The sequence below is a fragment of the Sinomicrobium kalidii genome, assembly GCF_021183825.1.
Taxonomy (GTDB): domain Bacteria; phylum Bacteroidota; class Bacteroidia; order Flavobacteriales; family Flavobacteriaceae; genus Sinomicrobium; species Sinomicrobium kalidii.
Genome location: NZ_CP089211.1, coordinates 997305 through 1019412 on the forward strand (window position 1 = coordinate 997305; position 22108 = coordinate 1019412).

Sequence of the window (22108 nt, forward strand, 5' to 3'; positions counted from 1 at the left end):
AGCGAAAGTGTAAAAACAACTTTCGCTTTGAATATGCTTTTATTTGAAATATCCTCCTAAAAGAACAGGTAACCTACGGATAACTGGAATACGGAGTTTTTTATGTCTCCTTCGTCAGCCACGTCACTAAGCCCGAAGTTATACCTTCCCTGAGCAAAAAAGCTTCCTATTCTATATTCCACACCTACGGCCCCGGTCATATCAAGGCTCTTTACATCGGTATCAAAACCTTCCCAATCATCTTTTACGTTGATCCCGAACTGGGGCCCGGCCTGTATACTAAAGCCATCTGTAAGGTAGTACTTGGCCAATATCGGTACATTGACATAATCCAGATTAAGATCTGTATCCGATAATTTTGCACCCTGTGCAGAATAGAGCACTTCCGGCTGGATAGAGAACTTATCGGTTAGGCCCAACTCTGCCAATAAGCCGATATGGAAACCAGTACGTCCGTCAGTTCCGTCTGCATCATCTCCATTTAAACTGGCAAAGTTCACCCCGCCTTTGGCCCCGAAATGAATGGATTGGGCATTACCGTATAACGATACGCCTACGACTGCCATAATTACTAAAACAACTTTTTTCATCACTAATAGTTTTTGTGTTTTGTAAAGTAAATATACTCATATTTTGCTCCAAATGGTAAAAATTGTCTTATTTTTATTACATATAGCCTGTAAAAACCCTTTGAAATCGGGCGAAATACTGATTTTCACTGTATAATATACCTCATATAAAAGCACTTTTTGACGTACAGTAAATTATCGCTTTGTTTTGCATTAGTTGCATTCCTGCTCCTATTTTGTATATTTATATGGCATACATCAATGAACATTTAAACATGAACAATCGTATCAATATTATAGAATTTCCGTCAAACCTCGGGCTTAAAGCACCTGAACCGGGTGTGGAACCCGGTGTAAAAAACCTGCCCGACTGGCTTCGTGGCAACGGTTTTTATCAACAGCTGAAACCCAAAAACATCTATACCTTAGCTCCGCCCTCATATAGCATGAACATGGATACAGAGGCCAGGGTGCGCAACAGCGATGCTATTATAGCCTACGCAAAACAGCAGGCGGAAATGCTGGATAATGTACTGGACGAAGCGCCTTTTCCCATAATCATTGGCGGGGATTGCAGTATTCTTATAGGTAATGCCATAGCCCTCAAAAAAAGGGGGAACTACGGCCTGTTCTTCCTGGACGGCCATACGGATTTTATATTGCCGGAACTCTCGCAAACCGGGGGCGTGGCCGGAATGGACCTGGCCGTAGTCACAGGGCACGGCCACCCGAAACTGACCGATATTGACGGACTAAAGCCCTATTTTAGGGAAGAACACGTATGGTGTGTGGGCAACCGGGAATACGATAAAGACTACGTGGCTCCGATACTGGATTCGAACATACACTATTACGACCTGGAAAGACTACAGGAAAAGGGGACGGAACAATGCACGAATGATTTTCTTCAAATGGTCACCGACCAAAAACTGGACGGCTTTTTTATCCATCTCGATGTGGATGTGCTGGACGATGGCATAATGCCCGCGGTAGACAGCAGAACACACGACGGGCTTACCTATGCAGAGTTGAACCATATACTGGAAAAACTGTTGCCCCATAAAAAAGCCGTAGGTATGGAAATTACCATCCTCGATCCGGACCGTGACCCTTCGGCAGAATATACCAAAGAATTCATTGCCAACATGACAAAAAATATCCGGAACGCGCGGAGGTAGGTGATGTGTTATTGAATTACCGGGGTACCGAGTTATTGCGTTGGATTGCTTTTACCTAATAAAGTTATCAGTTATCGGGTTATATCCCCAATTGATCTTATAGCCTATAAGGCTGATAAACATCCCTCTACGATTTATTCGCTAATTGTCCGCAGGCAGCGTCAATGTCTTTTCCGCGTGACCGGCGAACAGTTACCGTAATGCCGTTCTTTTCCAGTATGTCGCGGTAAAGTTCCAGCGCTTCGGGATCGGCCTGGGCAAAGTGCTCGTCCCCTATGGGGTTGTATTCTATAATATTGACCTTGGAGGGTGCAAACCTGCAAAAACGAACCAGTGCCTCGGCATCTTTCCTCTGGTCATTGATCCCCCGCCACACTACATATTCATAGGTGATCCGGCTTTTGGTCTTTTGGTACCAGTATTCCAGTGCTTCCCTTAAATCTTTCAGCGGAAAGTGTTCGTTAAACGGCATGATGGAGGTCCTTACCTCATCAATAGCGGCATGCAGGGAAACGGCAAGTTTGAACTTTACTTCGTCATCGGCCAGTTTTTTTATCATTTTGGGCACGCCGGAAGTGGATACCGTGATCCTCCGGGGCGACATACCGAGGCCTTCGGGATCGGTAATCTTGTCAATGGCCTTTATAACGTTATTGTAGTTCATCAGGGGTTCGCCCATTCCCATAAAAACGATATTGCTCAGCGGCCTGCCGTGGTAAAGGCGGCTCTCGTTGTCTATGGCCACCACCTGGTCATAAATTTCATCGGGGTTCAGGTTCCGCATCCGTTTCAGGCGTGCGGTGGCACAGAATTTACAGTCCAGACTGCACCCCACCTGGCTGGACACACAGGCAGTAGTACGGGTATCCGTAGGTATCAATACCGATTCTACAATAAGTCCGTCGTGCAGGCGTACGGCATTTTTTATGGTGCCGTCGTTACTGCGCTGCATACGATCTACCCGAATATGATTAATGACAAAATGGTTTTCGAGCATTTGCCGGGTTTCCTTAGAGAGGTTGGTCATACCTTCAAAAGAATGTACGCCTTTACCCCAAAGCCATTCATAGACCTGGTTGCCACGAAAGGCTTTATCGCCCCGGTCAACAAAAAAATCGCGGAGTTGTTCCCTGCTCAGTGCCCGTATGTCTTTTTTAACTGTCTGCATGTGGTACAAAGGTAATGAACTATACAACATTAAAATGCAAATCCCAAACCCGGACTATTTTAAAACATTCCGGATTCGGGATCTGCAATTTCTTAGTACGGGAAACACTTACAATATAAGCATAGCGTCCCCGTAAGAATAGAACTTATATTTTTCTTTAACCGCTTCCTCATAGGCCTTTTTGATAAGATCGTGCCCGGCAAAGGCAGAGACCATCATCAGTAAAGTGGATTTCGGGGTGTGGAAATTGGTGACCATACAATCTGCAATACTGAAGTCATACGGAGGAAAGATAAATTTATTGGTCCATCCCTCGTATGCGTTCAGCAGTTTTTCGGACGATACGGAACTTTCAAGGGCACGCATCACCGTAGTTCCAACGGCACACACTTTCTTTTTGTTCTGCTTGGCCCCGTTCACTATATTGGCGGCATCTTCGGGAATAAGCAGCTCTTCACTGTCCATTTTATGCTTGGAAAGGTCTTCCACTTCTACCGGGTTAAACGTTCCGAGCCCCACATGTAAGGTGACTTCGGCAAATTTGGCTCCCTTGATTTCCAGCCTTTTCAAAAGGTGTTTGGAAAAGTGCAGGCCGGCCGTGGGTGCTGCCACAGCCCCCTCGAACTTGGCGTATATGGTTTGGTAACGTTCTTCGTCTTCGGGCTCTACTTCCCTTTTGATGTACTTGGGAAGTGGTGTTTCCCCGAGCTCCTTGAGTTTTCTCCTGAAATCTTCGTACGAACCGTCATAGAGAAAACGAAGGGTGCGCCCCCTGGAGGTGGTGTTGTCTATAACTTCGGCCACCAGGCTTTCATCATCGCCAAAATAGAGCTTATTCCCTATCCTGATCTTCCTGGCCGGGTCTACCAATACATCCCACAGGCGTTGTTCCTCGTTGAGCTCACGCAAAAGGAACACTTCTATCCTCGCACCGGTCTTTTCCTTGTTACCGTATAGACGGGCCGGGAATACCTTGGTATTGTTCAATACCATGACGTCTCCTTCATCAAAATAGTCTATAAGATCCTTGAACATTTTGTGTTCAATAGTGCCTTCTTTTCGGTTTACTACCATTAACCTGGCTTCGTCCCTGTTTTCTGAAGGATATTCTGCCAGCAATTCCTTCGGGAGATCGAAATTAAAATGAGATAACTTCATGTGTTTGATTTTTTTTGCACCGGTGAGGCCGGTGCCTCTCCTCCCCGCCTTGCCCGCGGGGTTTGCTTCTTCTGTCTTTTTTACGAAGCTGCAAATATACAACCCCGGAACAGGCGTTGTCAAGGAAATAACTAAAATTATTTGAAAAACAGGGATGTACTCCGGCCGGTAAGAAAAAAGATCAGGTATACCGGCCTACAATTCTTCGGACACCTTGCAGGTAACCCGTACCGAACAGGTTGAGATGTACCAGCAGATAGTAGAGCTGCCACAGGTCCATGCGTTCTTTCCATCCTGCGCACAGGGGAAAGGTTTCATTATAGGCATCTATCATGGGAGACGGAAACCCGCCGAAAAGGTGCATCATGGCTATATCGGTTTCGCGGTGGGCATAGGCCACCGCCGGGTCTATCAGGCAGGGATTGCCGTCCTTGCTTACAAGATAATTCCCTCCCCATAAATCACCGTGTACCAGGGCCGGTGCTTCTTCCGGGATCACAGCTTCCAGGTTTTTATAAAGCGGAACGGTATCAAAGCGATATCCGAGGTCATGTGCCAGTTTGAACTGGGGTTGCAACCTTTGGGCGACATAAAATTCGGCAGCACGTTTACAATATTCATTATACTGCGGCAGGCTGCCTATGTAATTGGAATGTTCAAACCCGAAATTATCCGCCGTATTCCGGTGCAATCCGGCAAGTTGTCGTCCGAAGGCCTCCCAGAATCCGGGGCCGGGGTTTCCCGGTTCCATGTATTCCAGTACAAGGTAGGCCGTTCCCCCGGCTGTTCCCTGTTCAATAACGGCAGGGATATGAATGGCCCCGGTACTGCCCAACACTTCCAGCCCTTCGGCTTCCGCAGGGAACATCCCGGGGTAGCGGGAAGCGCTGTTTAGTTTCACCACAAATTTCCCGGCGGTGGTATCCAGCAGGTAGACGTCATTAATATCACCTCCGGAAAGGGGACTTGCCTTCCGTATCTCTGCCTGAAGGGATTGCTGAAGGTTATGTTTGACGGTTTCTGTCATACGATTCCTTTAGAAATACGTCCTGTTTGGAAATCATCTGTTGTATACCGAAAAATCACGTTTTGAGACGGACGGACGGCCGTCTCTACGTGTTATATTATAACGATTCTATTTGGAAATACAATTTTTCCATGTCCTTCCAGAAATCGGGATAGGATTTACCCACAACTTCGGCTTCTTCGATGATAATCGGCACTTTCAGTCCCAACGGGGCAAATGCCATGGCCATGCGGTGATCGTTGTATGTAGGAATGGCAATATTTTCCCTGATCGTGGTTGAGGGTTCCAGGAACAGCTCGGCATCGGTCACCTTTATGGATGCTCCCAGTTTGGTCAATTCCGTTTTCAGGGCTTCCAGCCTGTCGGTTTCCTTGATCTTCAGGGTGTGCAGCCCGGTAAGGTGACACCCCCATCCCAAACCGAAACAGGTCACGGCTATGGTCTGGGCAATATCCGGAGCATTGGCCAGGTCGAAATTAATAGGTTCGGAAGGCTTAATTTCTTTTTTTGTCAGGGTAATGGTATTGCCGTTAAAGGTAGTCTCCACTCCAAAACTCCTGTACAGTTCCGTCAGGACACTGTCGCCCTGAAGGCTGGATGCCTTGTAGGCCGACAGGGCTATTTCCGTACCTTCTTCGCACAGTGCGGCTATACTGTAAAAATAGGAAGCCGAACTCCAGTCCGATTCTACCGTAAGGGTTGCGGGGGCTATTTCTTCCCTGGGATATACATTTATCACATGGCCTTCAAAACAGGTTTTCACCCCTATTTCATTCAACAGGGCCAGGGTCATTTTTATGTAGGGTACGGAGGTTATTTTTCCTTCCAGGGTAAGTTCCAGTCCGTTGGGTAATTTCGGTGCTACCAGCAACAGGGCAGAAATATACTGACTGCTTACATTGGCCTGTAACGACACCTTGTTTTTTTCCAGTCGTTTTCCGTGTATTCTTAACGGCGGGTACCCTTCTTCCTGTGTATATGTAATTTCCGCACCGAGCTGTTTCAGGGCATCGACGAGTATTTTTATCGGGCGTTCCGTCATTCTTTCAGACCCGGTAAGGACAACTTCCCTTCCTTCACGGGTAGCAAAAAAGGCGGTCAAAAAGCGCATGGCCGTTCCGGCGTGGTGGATATCGGCTATGGCAGCATCCGTAGTCAATGCTTTTTGCATGACTTCGGAATCGTCAGAATTGGAAAGGTTTTCTATTTTCAGCTGCGGATACAGGGCCTGTAACAATAACAAACGGTTGGATTCGCTTTTGGAACCGGTGATACGGATGTCACCTGCAATTTTAGTCCGGGGATTGGATATTTTGATATTCATTGATCTTTCGGCTATAGACACACGGCCGTGTGTCGCTACATATTATTTTATTATTTTAATTTTTCGTTGTTATGGTGGCGGTCGTGGTCGCGTTTGGTCTTTTTGTCCATTTTTTTGTCAAAGGCGGCCTGTAAATCTATGCCTGTCTGATTGGCCAGGCACAGGACCACGAATACCACATCGGCCAGTTCTTCTCCCAGATCCTTCTCCTTATCGCTTTCCTTTTCACTCTGCTCTCCGTATCTCCGGGCAATGATCCGGGCTACCTCACCTACCTCCTCGGTAAGCTGGGCCATATTGGTAAGTTCATTGAAATAACGGACCCCGTGTTCCTTGATCCATATATCGACTTCTTCCTGGGCGTTTTTTAAGTGCATTGTTTATATTTTGGTTAAAACTATTTTTTCCGTTTCCTTTTCTACCAGTTGTTTATAAAATTCCCTGACCGCACCGTAATATACCGGTGATAATACGGCCGAGTTCATTTCGGTCTGGACCATTACCTGGATCATGGCCCCGGACCGGGTAATGTTAAACAAAAACGATCCCATATTATCCGGTAAGACCAGCCGTGCAGGTTCGGGGAGTACCTCTGCCTCATAACCGGAAGGGATTTTTATATTGACCATGTATTTATCTGCCCAGGGATAGGAAAAATCTATGGGGTATTCCCTTTTATCCAGCTTGAACGGGTTTTCTTCCGTTGTGAAAAACAACATGGGTGAAAGATATACCTTATCTCCGATAACATCGCAAGCGTTCTCCTTGGAAAAACTATAGGTTTCCTCCAGGGGCTTGCCTATGTTGTCCTTATTTTTCAGTTCGTATTCCGACACTTCCATGCCGTTAAATGTGTTCTCAAGGTGCTCCAGGTATTCTTCCTCGTCTACGGAATAGTATTTCTGCCGGAACGCCAGGGCATGGTGATCGGTGAATTTCTTACGTATTTTCCCCTCGGCCATACCCTCCGGTGATATGATGTAATTAACAGACACATATTCCTTTGAGACTTCACGAGGCGACAAACTGATTTCCTCGGAGGTACCATCTTTCTTTATCAATCTCCCGTTCCAGTTATGTGTTCTGGAGGGCAGGATACCCGGCGTACTGAACTTATCGGTCGCGTCCATCAGTATATGGCCGTCTTCGTGGGTTACCGCACTGACTACATAATTAAACCCTTCCCTTGTGGGAAACAACGGGATACCGTTGGAGCGGGTACTTACCAGTACGGGATTGGCATCCAGGCCGGCATGACGGAGCATCGCGGTAAGCATCAGGTTGATCTCGGCCACATTCCCCACTTTTTCCTTATAGGCTTTCCGGACACCATCATCGCAATAATATCCAAAATAACCGTTCCAGTTCATCCTGGATTTCACATGACCAAAAACAAGGGCTATCTTTTGCAAGGGATCAGACACTCCTGCCAGCAATGATTCCAGATCGTTTTCAAAATAACCGGTTTTTTTAACCTCATTTCCGAAATCAGGGGTGTTGTAGATGCGCTTGGCTACATCCTTCCATGTTGAAGAATAATACTCTATGGTAGAATTCGGAAACTTTACGTATTGCAATTCATATTTTATGGCCGACCTGTAATTGTCAATATTATTGACATAGGGTTCTTCTTTAAGCGCGGGTATATTTTCCTGGTTTATGGTATATACATTTGTGGTGTAATCTATTTTATTGTTGCTGTAGTTCGTTTGCACAGCACCAAATCCACCCCCTCCGCTTCGTTGTTTATTGGTAAAGTTAATAGTTCCCCTTTTAGTTGATGAGCTGATCTGAAAAGGATAATATCCTTTCATCAGGGGTTTAAAGTTAAAATATTCCGGGGTTTCTACCTGCGCTTCTATTTTTTTGACCGGGATGTCATATTGCAATGCGATCTCATCCATATTTCCCAGGAATGGGGAATTCAGGTGATAGGTCAGTTCTATAACGGAACCGGGTTTTATATCGGGCATCGTAAACTTGGTACTGCTCCAGTACCTGGATTCTTCATTTTCAAACACGTTGCTCCGTTTTAATTTGGTTTCTTCTATCTTACCGTTGTTCAGGTTATAGGTTACTGCTTTTAAGCCAGCTACTTTTTCCTCATCGCCCCCGGACGGTGTATAGCGCATTATCTTTTTGGTGGCATAGTCAAATCCTTCCCGGGTATACAGCTTGATGCGTTCCTGCACATCGGTAACCAGCTCAAACCCCGTATTTCTGGTATACCGGTAATACACCCTGGTCTTTTTATACAGGATGGCCGCATTTGCCGAGGAATCCTGCGGACAAAATTTTTCTTTCAGTTCCTCTTCGGATACTTTTCCGAACTTATAGTTCTGGGAAAAGAGCGGGTTAAAGTTAAGGATACTTAAAAACAAAAAGCACAGTAAAATTCTTTTCATAACGGTGGGTTTTGTATTAGTGTAAGGTGATTATTGCTTTAACAATACGATTTTCGACCGGTCCGTACGCGCCACTTTTTTCCGGAAATCCCTGTAGGCTTCATAATCTTCTGCCGGATAGGTACCGCCCCGTATTTTCAAATGGCGTTTGTAGGTGATGGTGTTATCACCGGTTTTGGCCAGTTCGATACCGTATTCCCCGAACTTATTTTCGAGTGACAGTCCCTCGGGCATGGCCTCTACTTTATAACCTTCGGGAAGGTGTACCACAAATTCGTCTTCGTCCAGGTAGCCCCGGTCTATCCGTAGCGGAAGTTTTCTGTTCCGGTAACGATCGGGTACAAAGCTGTTCCGATTAAAGGCATTGACTACAAAAAGGAGCCTGTCGCCACTCCGGGATGCATAGCCGGAAGCCTCGATGTCCACTGCTTCGGTAAACTCCACGGCTTCCTTGTCATTTTCAAATTTATAACCATTAACAATCAGATTATTAACACCACTCCAGTATTGCTTATAGCCTTCTACAATGTCTTTTTCCGGTTGCTTTTCCCGGTATATCCTACGGTCGTACTGGATTCCTTTTGTAATGATCTCTACATTACCGCGTATTGCTCCTTCGATATCGAGATAATAATCGGCCCCGGTATGCTGGTAGTTATTTTCATTTTCGTACGCTACCGTACGTACAATTTCTCCTCCCTCCGGTTTCATGACGAGCACATTCCGGTCGTCGGTAAAATCGCCTATAAAACCAAACGGATGGATCTGGCTGGTGCAGTCAATCCACACCATTTTATCATCGTTTGGTATCCCCAGGATCACGTGATTACCCTGGGCCAGTGATGCAAAATCGGGCTCCAGCCCCATCTTTTCATTCCCCGCCTCCACATGAGTATAGTAGGATGTTACCCCCACAAGGTCCAGGAGCCCCCTGGTGTAATTGGACAGCCCTTTACAATCGCCGTATTTTACCCGGTCTACTTCTGCTGCAGTGATGGGTTGCAAGCCTCCTATACCAACCTGTACGCTTACATATCTCGTATTGTCCTGAACGTATTTGTACACTATTTCCGCCTTTTCCAACGGGTCTTCCACACCGGCTACCAATGCTTTTACTTTTCGGGCCGTAGCTTCCGGGATCTTGTCCCGGCCTTTCAGTATTTTTTCATACATCCACCTGCCCAGCTCTTCCCAGTTTTCTGCTTTTCCGTCATAGCCGTTCACGTGAAACCTGTCGAGGGCGATCATCAGTTTCGGGGCAAACTCAGGAAATGCAGGGCTCAATGCTTCCTTTTCTATCGCCGGGAGCAGTTTTCCGGAAAATTCAATGCCTTCTCCGGTCTCCGTTTTCCTTATCCCGTACTCAGAAAAGTGTTTTTCCCTGAACCTGGGGGTGAACTCCGCTTTGTCATACACCAGCCGGTAATGACTTTCTTCGGTACTCACATTATAGCCGTCCAGAAAATACCACGAAGGGACGACCCCGGTATTGGGCGTTCGCACTTCATAACTGAACTCCATTGTATACGGATAAGTTGTAGGGGTATAATCCAGGTAAAGTATCCTGGAATCAGAATACAGGGTCCCGTTAGTCACTGCACTGACATCCTTGAAGTCCTTTTCCTTAAACTTATTTATTTCTTTACCGAAGGCATCGTAAACCACAGCATTTACACGCTTCACCTTCCGGTTATCATCATACCTCACTACGGCGTGTACATGCTTGTTACCCTTTTTATTCATCACCGTCACGATGCGTTTCAGGCTGATCGTCATATTTTTTTGCGAGGCTATTTCCACCTGCATTTCGTCCAGGCGGACAATGGCATCGGCATCTTCGGTAAGTCCGTTATCCGGAAACACGGCCAGATATTTTTCGGACTGAGCTTTTGCGAGAATTGAACAGAGGGAAAAAAACAGGGTGAGACAGGTGTTGGCATTCATGGTTTTACAATCTGCTTTTTTGTTAAAACTTTCTAAAAATAGAAAAAATCGAAGAGAAGGTTATCCGATTTACACATAAATACCTGTTCTTGACATCAAACGAAAAACAATTCCCTGACGTCTTGCAGGAAAACACTTGTTTATTCCCTGTTTTTCGTATCTATGATTATAGTAACAGGGCCATCATTGACAAGGGCCACTTTCATATCGGCCCCGAACTCGCCTGTCCCCACACTTTTACCCAGGTCTTCCCCGATTTGTTTGACAAATGTTTCATACAGCGGAACGGATACCTCCGGTTTGGCAGCCCTGATGTACGAAGGGCGGTTTCCTTTTTTGGTGGAGGCATGCAGGGTAAACTGGCTTACCACAATAATGTCTCCATCACTGTCGGCAACCGACTTGTTCATAACATTGTTTTCGTCATTAAATATCCTGAGGTTGACTATTTTTCGCGACAGCCAGGTTATATCTTCTGTAGTATCGGCACCTTCAATTCCAAGGAGGACCAACAGTCCTGTTTTTATGGACGATCTTGTCGTTCCGTCTATAGTTACGCTTGCTTCTTTAACACGTTGTATTACTGCACGCATATTTTTCCATATTATTCTTCTCCGTAAATATCGGTACGGTAATTTTCTTCCTTGCCTTCCAGTATCTGTAAATAGCTTTTATACCTGCTCCAGGGGATCTCTCCGTCTTCCAGGGCTTGTTTTACGGCACAATGCGGTTCGTCCACATGCAGGCAATTATTGAACCGGCACTCCCCTTTCCGGGCAAAAAATTCGGGAAAATAGTCGCCTATCTCTTCTTTTTCCATATCAATAATGCCAAACCCTTTGATCCCGGGAGTGTCTATAATCCTGGTATCGTCAAAACCGAGATCGAACATTTCCGCAAATGTGGTGGTATGCTGGCCCTGTCTGTGTTGTTCGGAAAGTTCGGCAGTCCTGAGGTTCAGGCCGGGTTCTATGCTATTCACCAAAGTGGATTTTCCCACTCCGGAATGACCGGAGAACATACTTACTTTCCCCCGCATCAATTCTTTTACCTTATCCGTATTTTTCCCGGTGACCGCAGACACGCCAATACATTCATACCCCACCTGACGGTACATGTTTGCCAGGTATTTTACTTCCAGCAACTCTTCATCATCGTATTGATCGGCCTTATTAAAAAGCAATACCGCCTTGATGTCATAAGCCTCGGCCGTGACCAGGAAACGATCGATAAAAGTAGTGAGGGTGAGCGGATTCTTCAGGGTAACCAGCAAAAAGACCAGGTCTATATTCGCCGCTATGATATGTTTTTGCTTCGACAGGTTTACCGACCTGCGTACAATGTAGTTTCTCCTGTCGTGAATACGTGTGATGATCCCGGTGTCGGCATTCGTTTCGGGCTCAAAGTCCACTACATCACCCACCGCAACCGGGCTCGTACTTTTTATTCCTTTTATACGGAATTTCCCCTTGATCCTGCAATCGAATAACCGACCTTCATCGGTTTTTACCGCGTACCAACTGCCGGTAGATTTATAAACTGTTCCTGTCATAGGCATTGAAAAGGGCTTCCGAAAATTGCTGTCACCCCTCGACTCCGCTCGGGGTGACAGGTTATATAATTTCCGGATATTCCCCGAAATATTAATTACGAAAATTTGTATTGCTTACAAATTTACGCTTTTAATATTTTCTCCTGATGGTTAATGGATTCCTGATGAATGGCCTTGAACATTTTCAACACAAATTCTTCGCTAAGTCCTTTTTCCTGGCCTTCGAGGATCATTCTTCCCAAGATTTCATTCCATCGCTTGCTTTGCAGCACGGCAACGTTCTTCTGCTTTTTGAGTGTTCCGATCTCATCTGAAATTCTCATGCGTTTACCCAACGTTTCAACAAGCCCGTTGTCAATAATATCGATCTGCGCACGGAGCATCCCCAGTTTGTTGTTGTATTCGGCTTCCGCGTCGGTCTCCTTTCTTATTTTGAGGTCTTCCATAATCCGGATAAGGCTTGCGGGGGTTACCTGTTGTGCGGCATCACTCCACGCATTGTCCGGATCGGTATGTGTTTCGATCATCAGTCCGTTAAAATTCAGGTCGAGTGCGGTCTGTGCCACATCGAAGATCATATCGCGTTTACCGGTAATGTGCGACGGATCGCAGATCAACGGCAGGTCGGGAAACCTGTTTTGCAGTTCAATGGCCAGCTGCCACTCGGGAATATTCCTGTACTTGGTTTTTTCATAAGTGGAAAAGCCCCTGTGAATCACTCCCAGTTTCCTGATATCTGCCGAATACAAACGTTCTATACCACCGAGCCACAGTGCGAGATCGGGGTTTACCGGGTTTTTCACCAGCACCACCTTGTCCGTTCCTTTCAATGCATCGGCAATTTCCTGCACAATAAACGGGCTAACCGTAGACCGGGCACCTATCCACAACAAGTCTACATCGTGTTCCAAAGCCAGTTTTACGTGAGCTGCATTGGCCACTTCGGTGGCCGTGAGCATCCCGGTTTCTTCCTTGGCTTTTTGCAGCCATTTTAATCCCAGGGCTCCTACACCTTCAAAATTTCCGGGACGTGTTCGGGGTTTCCAGATTCCCGCCCGCAGGTAGGTGACATCGCTATCTTTGAGCTCATGCGCTATTTTTAATACCTGTTCTTCGGTTTCGGCACTGCAGGGCCCGGCAATTACCAGAGGGTGATCCAGTCCCAGATCGTCCAGCCATGCCCTCATCTCTTTCGAATTTTCCATGATCGTTTTTAATTTGTAAATCTTAGTTTTGGTTTCTTATTTTTTGTTGTGACTATTCTTTTTTTGAAAGGACCTACGGCTGTAGGTCTCCACGGGGTATCGTACCCCGTAGGATTATGACGCGGTGACATTCATCCCCTTCAGAATTTCCTTTATCCTGTTGGTGTTTTCCATCTCGTTGTAAATGGCATTGAAATCACCTTTCTGCATCAATTCCTTGAACTGTTGCAAATTGGCAATATACTCTTCCAGGGTTTCTATGACATTGGCCTTGTTCTGCTCGAAAATAGGCGCCCACATGGCCGGTGAACTTTTTGCCAGGCGTACCGTGCTTTCGAATCCACTCCCGGCCATGTCAAAAATATCGCGTTCATTCTTTTCTTTTTCAATAACCGTCTTTCCCAACATAAAAGAACTGATATGTGACAAATGGGACACATAGGCTATATGCCTGTCGTGAGAGGCGGGATCCATGTACCGGATACGCATCCCGATATCCGTAAACAGTTTCAGTACTTTTTCCTGAAGCTTAAAAGCGGTCTTTTCCACCTCGCAAATAATATTCACCTTGTTTTTATACAGTCCTTTCAGTGCCGCCGAAGGCCCGGAAAACTCCGTACCTGCAATGGGGTGGGCCGCAAGAAAGTTCCTCCGTTTGGGATGGTCTGCCACCACCTCACAGATCAGTGATTTGGTTGATCCCACATCAAAGACTACGGTATCGTCCCGCACCACGTCCAGGATCCCGGGCAGAAGTTTCATACTTGTGCTTACCGGTACGGCAACAATAACGGTATCTGCCTTTTCCAGGTCCTTTGGCTGGGCCTTTTTATCAATCAGCCCCAGGTCCAATGCCTGGCTCAGGTGTTCTTCGTCCGTATCGATACCGTAAACTTCCACATCTTCATACACCGATTTGATATCGAGGGCGAAAGATCCGCCTATCAGTCCGAGGCCTATTACGAATACATTTGTCATTTTTTGTCTGTTTATCGGTCGGAAAAAGGCTAATCCTTTTTCTTTCTTTGTGAACATACGGGCCGTGTTTTCCCGGGAAGGGGAGACATACGGCCGTATGTCTCTACGTTATTTATATTATATTCTGTTTATGGCTTCTTCTATTTTTTCTTTCGGTACGCACAGTGAAAAACGGATATATCCCTCACCGTTTTTCCCGAAAATGGTTCCCGGGGTGATAAAAATACTTTTGTCGTACAGTATTTTATCGATAAATGCTTCTGCCGAATAAGGCACATGGCCATGCGTTTCCATGGGTAATTTTGCCCAGATAAACATTCCCACTGCATTTTTATCGTATGTACAACCCAGTTTTTCCGCCAGGCGGTATATCAGCTCCCTGCGTTCGCCATATACCTTGTTGATACCGGCGTACCAGTCTTCCGAACATTGCAATGCTGCCACGGCACCTTTCTGGATACCGTAGAACATGCCACTGTCCATGTTGCTCTTTACCTTCAGTACGGCGTTGATATTATTTTCACTCCCCAGCACCATCCCCACACGCCATCCGGCCATGTTGAACGTTTTGCTCAGCGAGTTGAGTTCAAGGGCCATGTCACCGGCCCCTTCCACCCCGAGTATACTGCGCGGGGAATCATTGAGCACAAAGCTGTACGGATTGTCATTGACCAGGAGGATATTATTTCTCCGTGCAAAAGCAACAAGATCGGTATACAGTTCCTGCGTCCCGTTGGTCCCCGTAGGCATGTGCGGATAGTTGAGCCACATTAACTTAACCCCGGAAAGGTCTTCTTTTTCGAGCGCCTTGAGGTCCGGCAGCCAGCCGTTACCTTCCGTGAGGTCGTAATACCTGGGTTTCGCACCTACCAGCCTGGTCACGGATGTATAAGTGGGATAACCCGGATCGGGGATGAGCACCTCATCGCCCTCGTTCAGGAAGGTCAGTGAAATATGCATGATCCCTTCCTTAGAGCCCATTAGCGGGAGAATTTCCGTATCCCTGTTCAGTGTAACCCCGAACCGTTCTGCATAAAAATCCTTGATGCTTTCCCGGAGTTCCGGCAATCCCTGGTAGCTCTGGTATTGATGCGCCAGGCTGTCTTCTACGGAATTCCGCAAAGCGTTTATCACTTCCGGGGCAGGATGGAGATCGGGACTTCCTATCCCCATATTGATCACCGGTTTTCCTTCCGACATAAGCTGCCTTACCTCCCTCAGTTTCCTGGAAAAGTAGTATTCCTCTATCGTATTTAACCGTTTGGCTACCTCAATCATAATTTTGCATTTTTGTATTCTCCCAGTATTTTAAAACTTTCCGTCATGATATCCAGCAGGGATTTCGCCTTTTTAAAGTCGTCATACTTTTCAAAAGTCACGTCTACGAAAAAGGAATATTTCCAGGGTGTTTCTATAACGGGAAGGGATTGTAATTTGGTCAGATTCAGCCGGCAATCGCTCATTACATTAAGTACGGTAGCCAGGCTTCCGCGTTTGTGATCGGTCATGAATTTCACCGAGGCCTTGTTTATGTCTTCTTCGGGCAGTACCGAGTTTTTGGTCTGTAAAATAACGAACCGGGTGGAATTGTCCCGGATGGTCTGGATATTTTCAGCAAGTATTCCCATACCGAAAAGTTCCGCAGCGGTTTTGCTGGCTATTGCCCCCACGCCTTTAAGGCCGTTCTGCTGAATTCTCCTCGCTGTCTCTGCCGTATCGGCATCTTCCACGAGTTTTATGTGCGGGAACTGCTTAAAAAACTGTTTACATTGCAGGAGTGCCATGGGATGAGAGTACACTTCCCTGAGATCGTCTATTTTCTGTCCCGGCAACGCCATCAGGTTATGGTGGATGTTGACGTAGTGCTCCCCGATAATGTGCAGTTGATTATTGTCTATGAGTGCGTAATTGGGGATGATAGACCCTGCTATGGAATTTTCTATGGCCATAACGGCACTGTTTACGGTTTTGTCCAGAAGGCTGTCTACCAGAATATCGAAAGAAAGGCATTCCAGGATATCGATATCCTCACTGAAATATTCTCTTGCCACCTGGTGGTGAAAAGATCCTTTAATTCCCTGTATGGCTACTTTCCTGTTCATATTGTTGCAATTACCTGCATATTTTTTGTGATTGCGATTTTTCAGACCAAAAAAAAGTCCCGGAAAATCCGGGACTCGTCATATATTTTTGCATTCAAAATAACTTATAACTGTCCCGTCCTTCCTTTAAAAAAGTAAAAGAAGAAAAAATAAAAGTTCCAGTTATAAGTAATCTGAGTCATTTGTTTATTTCATTTGACGCTGCTAAAGTAATTATAAATTTGAAATAGGCAACACGGGAAAAGCATTTTTTTTGATTTCCCCGGAAAAAAACAGGAAAATGACAAATTGAAAATTTAAGCAAGTGTTTTTTAGTAAATAAACGCAGGTAAGATGTAAGACTGCAGGACTTAGAGCTTGTTTAAAAAAAATTCATCCCGATAAATATCGGGAGGCTAAAAAAATGCCCTTTTTGTTGCCGGCGCGCCACCTGGCCCCTTCACTAAAAACAGCCGCTGGCTGTTTTCTTAACGTTCGGTCCTGTCTTTTTCTCCCACCATAGCTACGGCTATGCTCCCGATAGAAATCGGGATCAAAAAAGCCTTCATATGGAGCAAAAATCATCATTTTTCGCTACAATCAATCCTTTCTAAACAAGCTCTTAAGACGGAGGATCTTATGCGAACCGTTCGACCGATGGTTAGTTCTGTGTCTTAAATCCTGATATCCTGAATCAAAATTGTTTTTTGGAAAAGTCCGGATCACTTCTATTTGAAGAAGTATTTAAAAACATTTAGCCTTAATATCCGTTTATGTATTTTTGAAGACCGATAACAGCCGCTAAACATCCGAACCATGTCTATAGAAGTTACCGATATATCCAAGACTTACGGAAACCAAAAAGCCCTGGACGCCGTATCCTTCGCCATACAAAAAGGTGAGATCGTGGGATTCCTTGGGCCCAACGGTGCCGGAAAATCGACCCTGATGAAGATACTGACCACCTATATTACTGCCGACAGCGGCCGGGCCAGGCTAAATGGTTGTGATGTGACCACCCGGAAAAAGGAGGTCCAGAAAAGCATCGGGTATCTCCCGGAACACAATCCCTTGTACCTGGATATGTACGTAAAGGAATACCTCGGTTTCAGTGCTTCCGTATACCGGTCGGCGGGGAAAAGAATCCGGAAAGACCGTATTGCAGAGGTTATCGAACTTACCGGACTTGCGCCGGAGGCTCATAAAAAGATAGGACAGCTTTCCAAGGGATACCGCCAGCGTGCCGGACTTGCCGCGGCCATGCTGCACGATCCGGAAGTACTTATTCTCGATGAGCCCACTACCGGCCTTGACCCTAACCAGCTTGTCGAGATCAGGGGACTCATCAGGGACATGGGGAGTGAAAAGACCGTACTGCTCTCCACCCATATCATGCAGGAAGTAGAGGCTATCTGCGACAGGGTGATCATTATCAATAAGGGAACAATCGCGGCGGACAAAAAACTGGCTTCCCTGAGGGAAGGAACCGCACAAATTATCGAGGTGGAATTCGATTACCGGGTGGAACCTGTTTTATTGGAAAACCTTCCGAACATCGCTTCAGTAAACAATATTTACGACTTTGTCTACGAACTCCGGTTTGACACTTCGAAGGACATGCGGCCGACCGTATTTGATTTTGCCCACGACAACGGGCTAAAGACCCTGCAGCTCAACAAAAAGAACCGGAACCTGGAAAGTCTGTTCCGGGAATTGACCAAGGCCCAATAATCCTGAATATTTCGTTCCGGCAACCGGAACTCCATACATACCACATTGAAAATAAGCATATAATCAAATATTTTGCTTAACTTCAGGTTCTGTTATCATCCATATAAAATTCGCGGGCACGTTGAGGATAACCGGTTTTTCAGATCAAAAAAACAGACAGGTTGCCGCCGTCATCCTTTTTTTTTACCTTTTGGTGCAGGGATTTCAGTTTTACATATTCGCAACTTCCCCCTCAGCAGAAACTCCCGCGGAACGACTGATCAGGGAGGCCACGGACATCCATCTCTGGCGTTCATTTCTGCTTCTCGTCTCCTTTTTTCTGATGATCCATGTATTCCTGGTCATCTGTTCCTATAACCTGAACTACAATTTTACACTCACGGCGTGTGCCTTTATCGGGTTGTTCAGCTTCTGTTTCCTGGAGATCCTTATCCGCTCTGTCGAATTGTTTTACATACAGCGCTCTCTTCCCGGTGCTTTTGTTTCGAAAGGCAGTGATAAGGAAAACATTTTAATGCAATACACCTTGTTTCAGTCCGTTCAATACGCCTTGTATTTCCCGTTAATGTTAACACAGGCTATCGGAAGCACCATTCTTGCATTTAAATTTTCCAATCGTCGCAAAATAAATATCCTGATAAACATAGCCTTCGGTATCAACGCCATCCGCCTGGGCATAAGGTTGTTGGGCATGTACCTGGAAATAGATCTCCTCAACAGGTGGAGTTTCAATATTTACCTGCCTGCCATTATCACAATTTTCGGATTGATGATCGCATGGCTTCTCAGGGTAAAGGAAGAATCATTTAATCCCTGAATCGCAATTTTCCCCTGTAATGCTCCGTGATATCCACCTCGGGAGGACGGTTTACGGATATGATGTCACCCGTGCTGTAAATATCTCCTGAAATACGCTGTACGGGATGAACAATAATATCGTTGGAACTGCGGTGATAGATATGTACTTCATCCGCAATAAAATCTGCAGCTTCGATACGGGAATTCCCTGCCGCAAGATAGAGGTTCACTCTTTTCGTACTCCCCTTCAGATAGCAATTGGACAGATTGTTAAACACCAGCCCGAAACTGTTGTTTTCCATATGCAGGTAAAAATCACCTACATTTTGATAGTCGCTCTGATAGTTTTCGGAAACAATCCTGAGGTCCGGGTAGGTAAGCACTCCGTCCGACCGGATATCGAACTGGGTGGAACTCCGTATTTCAGTAATATCCGGGGCAGTTACGTATATTGTTGTTTTATCGTAGTCCCTCAGAAAATTACAGGAAGCAGTATTGGAAAGGACTAATTGTCCGTCATTTACTTCGGCCCTGATGTCATTGACCAGGTTTTTCCCCGTTTCTACGACCACGCTGTGTTGTTGGCCTTCCTTCAGCACCATTTCCACTCCTTCCCTGACCAGGATCGTCGTAAAACCCGTTACTTCGACTTCACGCCGTACCGTACTACCGGCCGTTTTAAAACAGTCGTTGCCATCCTCACTGTTACAGGAAAGGAGAAGCACCATAAATATACATGCCAGTTTTCTCATCTGTCCGAATTATAAGCGTATCCCCATACCAAATTCCACGGCCTCAGCCTTGGCCGCATGTGTTTTCAGGGTCAACGCCCCGAATATTTTATCATTAAGATAGTATTTCAGCCCTACACGTTGGTAAAACCGTCCCTCAAAATCTACCGGGTAATACACATAATACCCCAGTTGTGTAATCAGGGACAGCCTGTTTACAAACAACTCGTGCCCTATAAACATTCCGGCTCTTTTGTAATCCTCATTCCCGGAAATACCATCTTCAGGGTAGGCTATACTTTTGAATTTTATATATTCTTTCAGGAAATTGGAATAGAAGACGTCAGTTCCCAGTTGTACGGCACTTTTTCTGCTCAACCGTTTATCGGCATAAAATGAAAAAATATAAAAAGGGTACTGCCCGCTGTTTACAATATCACTTTCATTTACTCCGGAACGGAATATCATATTGAACCTGACGGGCTCTGTAAACCTTTCATGACCGACTGTCCGTATAAATTCCGGTTGTTCTTCGTCCAACTGGTAATTGACACCGATATTGAACGCAATACTGTTAATACTGGTATTCGGAGCCTTGACATTGGCATTGGAATAATGGATCAGGGAAAAACCTGCCTGAAGGCCTATCCGGTCTATAATCCGCTCCTTCTTATAGTTAAGCATGAGGTAGGTACTGCTCATGATCTGCGACCCGAAGGCAATATTCCGGTAATTTTCCTCCTTATCGTACGGGTTGGTGGTATAGGCCAGTCCCTGCCCTATACGCAACATCAGGTTTCGCTTGAAGAAATAGAAATTGTAATGGGCGTAAAGACCATAATTCTCACCCAAATATCCGTTTTTCAGGTTCTGATAGCTCATGGAAACCCCATAATCCGGATAGTTAAAACGTTGTTCCCATTCGTTTTCCCCGAAGGTTTTCCGGTTCCAGCTCAGGATCATCCCTTCCGGGTGGCCGGTAATAAGGTGTTGAATATCGGTATTGTGGAGCGCTATATTCCCGTAGAAATAATTGACATCTATATAGGAAAAGTGTTTGCCCCCTTCTTTTTCCTGTCCGGAAACAAACACCTGGAATATTATAAAAAAGCCAAAAAATACTCTCTTCATGCCGTTGAATTCAGCACAAAAGTATATTTTATTTTCTACATAAACGGAGGAGACAGACTTAAGACTTCCGGACACAGGAGGTAAGCCCCGGGATATCTTCTCTTAATGTCTTGTGTCTTACCTCCTTTCGTCCTGCATCCCTATGTCTTATCAAAATACTTCCGAAGCGATCTTCCTGATATTGTCTGATTTTCCCATGGAATAATAATGCAAAACGGGGACACCTGCATCTTTTAATTCCCTGGATTGCCGTATACACCATTCGATACCTACCTGTCTTACTTCCTTGTTATTTTTACATTGCTCCACGGCATGAATAAGGTCCTCCGGCAGGTCTATTTTAAATACCTGCGGCAGTAACTGCAGGTGTCGTTTTACCGCAATGGGCTTAATTCCGGGAATAATGGGCACATTAATCCCCATTTCCCGGGCTTTCTTTACAAACTCAAAGAATTTGCTGTTGTCGAAAAACATCTGGGTCACCACATAATCCGCTCCCGAGTCCACTTTTTCCTGAAGTTTTTTCAGGTCATAGTCCAGTGAAGGGGCTTCCAGGTGTTTTTCGGGATAACCGGCTACTCCAATGCAAAAATCGGGCTTGTTATTGGTTTCCGCCACATCGTGGAGGTATTTTCCACGGGTTATGTCCCTGATCTGCTTTACCAGTTCATTGGCATAGGTATGCCCTCCTTTTGTAGGTTCAAAATAGCGCTGGTGCTTCATGGCGTCTCCCCGGAGCGCCATAACATTTTCGATACCCAGGTAGTGGCAATCGACCAGCATGTATTCGGTCTCTTCACAGGTAAACCCGCCACAAAGCACGTGGGGCACGGTATCCACTTTATATTTGTGTTTTATGGAAGCACAAATACCCACGGTTCCGGGGCGCATCCGTACGATCTTACGGTCGAGCAACCCGTCTTTTTCGATGTACACATATTCTTCCCTGGAAGTGGTGACATCGATAAACGGCGGTTTAAACTCCATCAGGGGATCTATGTTATTGTACAGGTCCTGTATGTTCGCCCCCTTTTGCGGCGGCACAATTTCAAACGAAAACAGGGTTTTCCCGTTGGCCTGTTCTATATGTTCTGTTACTTTCATGTTTCAGCTTCGTTCAGCGATCCG

At 45.7% G+C, this 22108-nt stretch carries 20 protein-coding genes; 3 read left to right on the forward strand and 17 right to left on the reverse strand.

Annotation, left to right across the window (positions count from 1 at the left end):
* Positions 1 to 56: 56 nt before the first annotated feature.
* Positions 57 to 590: a porin family protein gene (locus LS482_RS03880; protein ID WP_233030440.1), complete on the reverse strand. Its 534-nt coding sequence runs from the start codon at positions 588 to 590 to the stop codon at positions 57 to 59.
* A 254-nt stretch (positions 591 to 844) separates the two neighbouring features.
* Here LS482_RS03880 and LS482_RS03885 point away from each other — a divergent pair, with 254 nt between their 5' ends.
* On the forward strand, positions 845 to 1747 hold the full coding sequence (locus LS482_RS03885; protein ID WP_233030441.1) for an arginase family protein: 903 nt from the start codon (positions 845 to 847) through the stop codon (positions 1745 to 1747).
* A gap of 127 nt (positions 1748 to 1874) precedes the next feature.
* Here LS482_RS03885 and rlmN read toward each other — a convergent pair whose 3' ends face one another.
* The 13 genes from rlmN to LS482_RS03950 all read right to left on the reverse strand — a co-directional run bounded on the left by rlmN (position 1875) and on the right by LS482_RS03950 (position 16610).
* Positions 1875 to 2915: a dual-specificity RNA methyltransferase RlmN gene (gene rlmN / locus LS482_RS03890; RefSeq protein ID WP_233030442.1), complete on the reverse strand. Its 1041-nt coding sequence runs from the start codon at positions 2913 to 2915 to the stop codon at positions 1875 to 1877.
* 108 nt (positions 2916 to 3023) lie between these two features.
* Complete coding sequence (gene queA, locus LS482_RS03895; protein ID WP_233030443.1) at positions 3024 to 4073, reverse strand: tRNA preQ1(34) S-adenosylmethionine ribosyltransferase-isomerase QueA; 1050 nt, start codon at positions 4071 to 4073, stop codon at positions 3024 to 3026.
* Between the two features lie 181 nt (positions 4074 to 4254).
* Positions 4255 to 5100: a fructosamine kinase family protein gene (locus LS482_RS03900; RefSeq protein WP_233030444.1), complete on the reverse strand. Its 846-nt coding sequence runs from the start codon at positions 5098 to 5100 to the stop codon at positions 4255 to 4257.
* Between the two features lie 97 nt (positions 5101 to 5197).
* Positions 5198 to 6424, reverse strand: coding sequence for a 3-phosphoshikimate 1-carboxyvinyltransferase (locus LS482_RS03905; protein WP_233030445.1), 1227 nt, complete (start codon positions 6422 to 6424; stop codon positions 5198 to 5200).
* Positions 6425 to 6474: 50 nt separating this feature from the next.
* On the reverse strand, positions 6475 to 6801 hold the full coding sequence (locus tag LS482_RS03910) for a nucleotide pyrophosphohydrolase (protein WP_233030446.1): 327 nt from the start codon (positions 6799 to 6801) through the stop codon (positions 6475 to 6477).
* A 3-nt stretch (positions 6802 to 6804) separates the two neighbouring features.
* Positions 6805 to 8829, reverse strand: coding sequence for a transglutaminase family protein (locus LS482_RS03915; protein WP_233030447.1), 2025 nt, complete (start codon positions 8827 to 8829; stop codon positions 6805 to 6807).
* A 30-nt stretch (positions 8830 to 8859) separates the two neighbouring features.
* Positions 8860 to 10773, reverse strand: coding sequence for a DUF3858 domain-containing protein (locus tag LS482_RS03920; protein ID WP_233030448.1), 1914 nt, complete (start codon positions 10771 to 10773; stop codon positions 8860 to 8862).
* Between the two features lie 140 nt (positions 10774 to 10913).
* Positions 10914 to 11366 carry a D-aminoacyl-tRNA deacylase gene (dtd, locus tag LS482_RS03925; protein ID WP_233030449.1) on the reverse strand — a complete coding sequence of 151 codons (453 nt, stop codon included), beginning with the start codon at positions 11364 to 11366 and terminating at the stop codon, positions 10914 to 10916.
* A gap of 11 nt (positions 11367 to 11377) precedes the next feature.
* Complete coding sequence (rsgA, locus tag LS482_RS03930; RefSeq protein ID WP_233030450.1) at positions 11378 to 12325, reverse strand: ribosome small subunit-dependent GTPase A; 948 nt, start codon at positions 12323 to 12325, stop codon at positions 11378 to 11380.
* A 122-nt stretch (positions 12326 to 12447) separates the two neighbouring features.
* The gene (locus LS482_RS03935) at positions 12448 to 13530 is read right to left on the reverse strand and encodes a bifunctional 3-deoxy-7-phosphoheptulonate synthase/chorismate mutase type II (protein WP_233030451.1); all 1083 of its coding nucleotides are present in this window, start codon (positions 13528 to 13530) and stop codon (positions 12448 to 12450) included.
* 114 nt (positions 13531 to 13644) lie between these two features.
* Complete coding sequence (locus LS482_RS03940; protein WP_233030452.1) at positions 13645 to 14508, reverse strand: prephenate dehydrogenase; 864 nt, start codon at positions 14506 to 14508, stop codon at positions 13645 to 13647.
* 117 nt (positions 14509 to 14625) lie between these two features.
* Entirely contained in the window at positions 14626 to 15786 is a 1161-nt protein-coding gene (locus tag LS482_RS03945; RefSeq protein ID WP_233030453.1) for a pyridoxal phosphate-dependent aminotransferase, read from the reverse strand.
* Positions 15783 to 16610, reverse strand: coding sequence for a prephenate dehydratase (locus tag LS482_RS03950; RefSeq protein WP_233030454.1), 828 nt, complete (start codon positions 16608 to 16610; stop codon positions 15783 to 15785). Before LS482_RS03950 ends, LS482_RS03945 begins: the two co-directional genes overlap by 4 nt.
* 795 nt (positions 16611 to 17405) lie before the next feature.
* On the opposite strand from LS482_RS03950, the gene gldA reads away from it, so the two are divergent.
* Positions 17406 to 18320, forward strand: a complete 915-nt coding sequence (gene gldA / locus LS482_RS03955) for a gliding motility-associated ABC transporter ATP-binding subunit GldA (protein ID WP_233030455.1) — start codon at positions 17406 to 17408, stop codon at positions 18318 to 18320.
* Between the two features lie 193 nt (positions 18321 to 18513).
* Positions 18514 to 19137 (forward strand): hypothetical protein, encoded by a 624-nt coding sequence (locus tag LS482_RS03960; protein ID WP_233030456.1) that lies wholly within the window; start codon positions 18514 to 18516, stop codon positions 19135 to 19137.
* On the opposite strand, the gene LS482_RS03965 is transcribed toward LS482_RS03960, so the two are convergent.
* The 3 genes from LS482_RS03965 to metF form a co-directional block, all read right to left on the reverse strand.
* Positions 19127 to 19870: a head GIN domain-containing protein gene (locus LS482_RS03965; protein ID WP_233030457.1), complete on the reverse strand. Its 744-nt coding sequence runs from the start codon at positions 19868 to 19870 to the stop codon at positions 19127 to 19129. The genes LS482_RS03960 and LS482_RS03965 overlap by 11 nt on opposite strands.
* Positions 19871 to 19879: 9 nt before the next feature.
* Positions 19880 to 20980, reverse strand: a complete 1101-nt coding sequence (locus tag LS482_RS03970; protein ID WP_233030458.1) for an acyloxyacyl hydrolase — start codon at positions 20978 to 20980, stop codon at positions 19880 to 19882.
* Between the two features lie 150 nt (positions 20981 to 21130).
* On the reverse strand, positions 21131 to 22084 hold the full coding sequence (gene metF / locus LS482_RS03975) for a methylenetetrahydrofolate reductase [NAD(P)H] (RefSeq protein ID WP_233030459.1): 954 nt from the start codon (positions 22082 to 22084) through the stop codon (positions 21131 to 21133).
* Positions 22085 to 22108 lie beyond the last annotated feature (24 nt).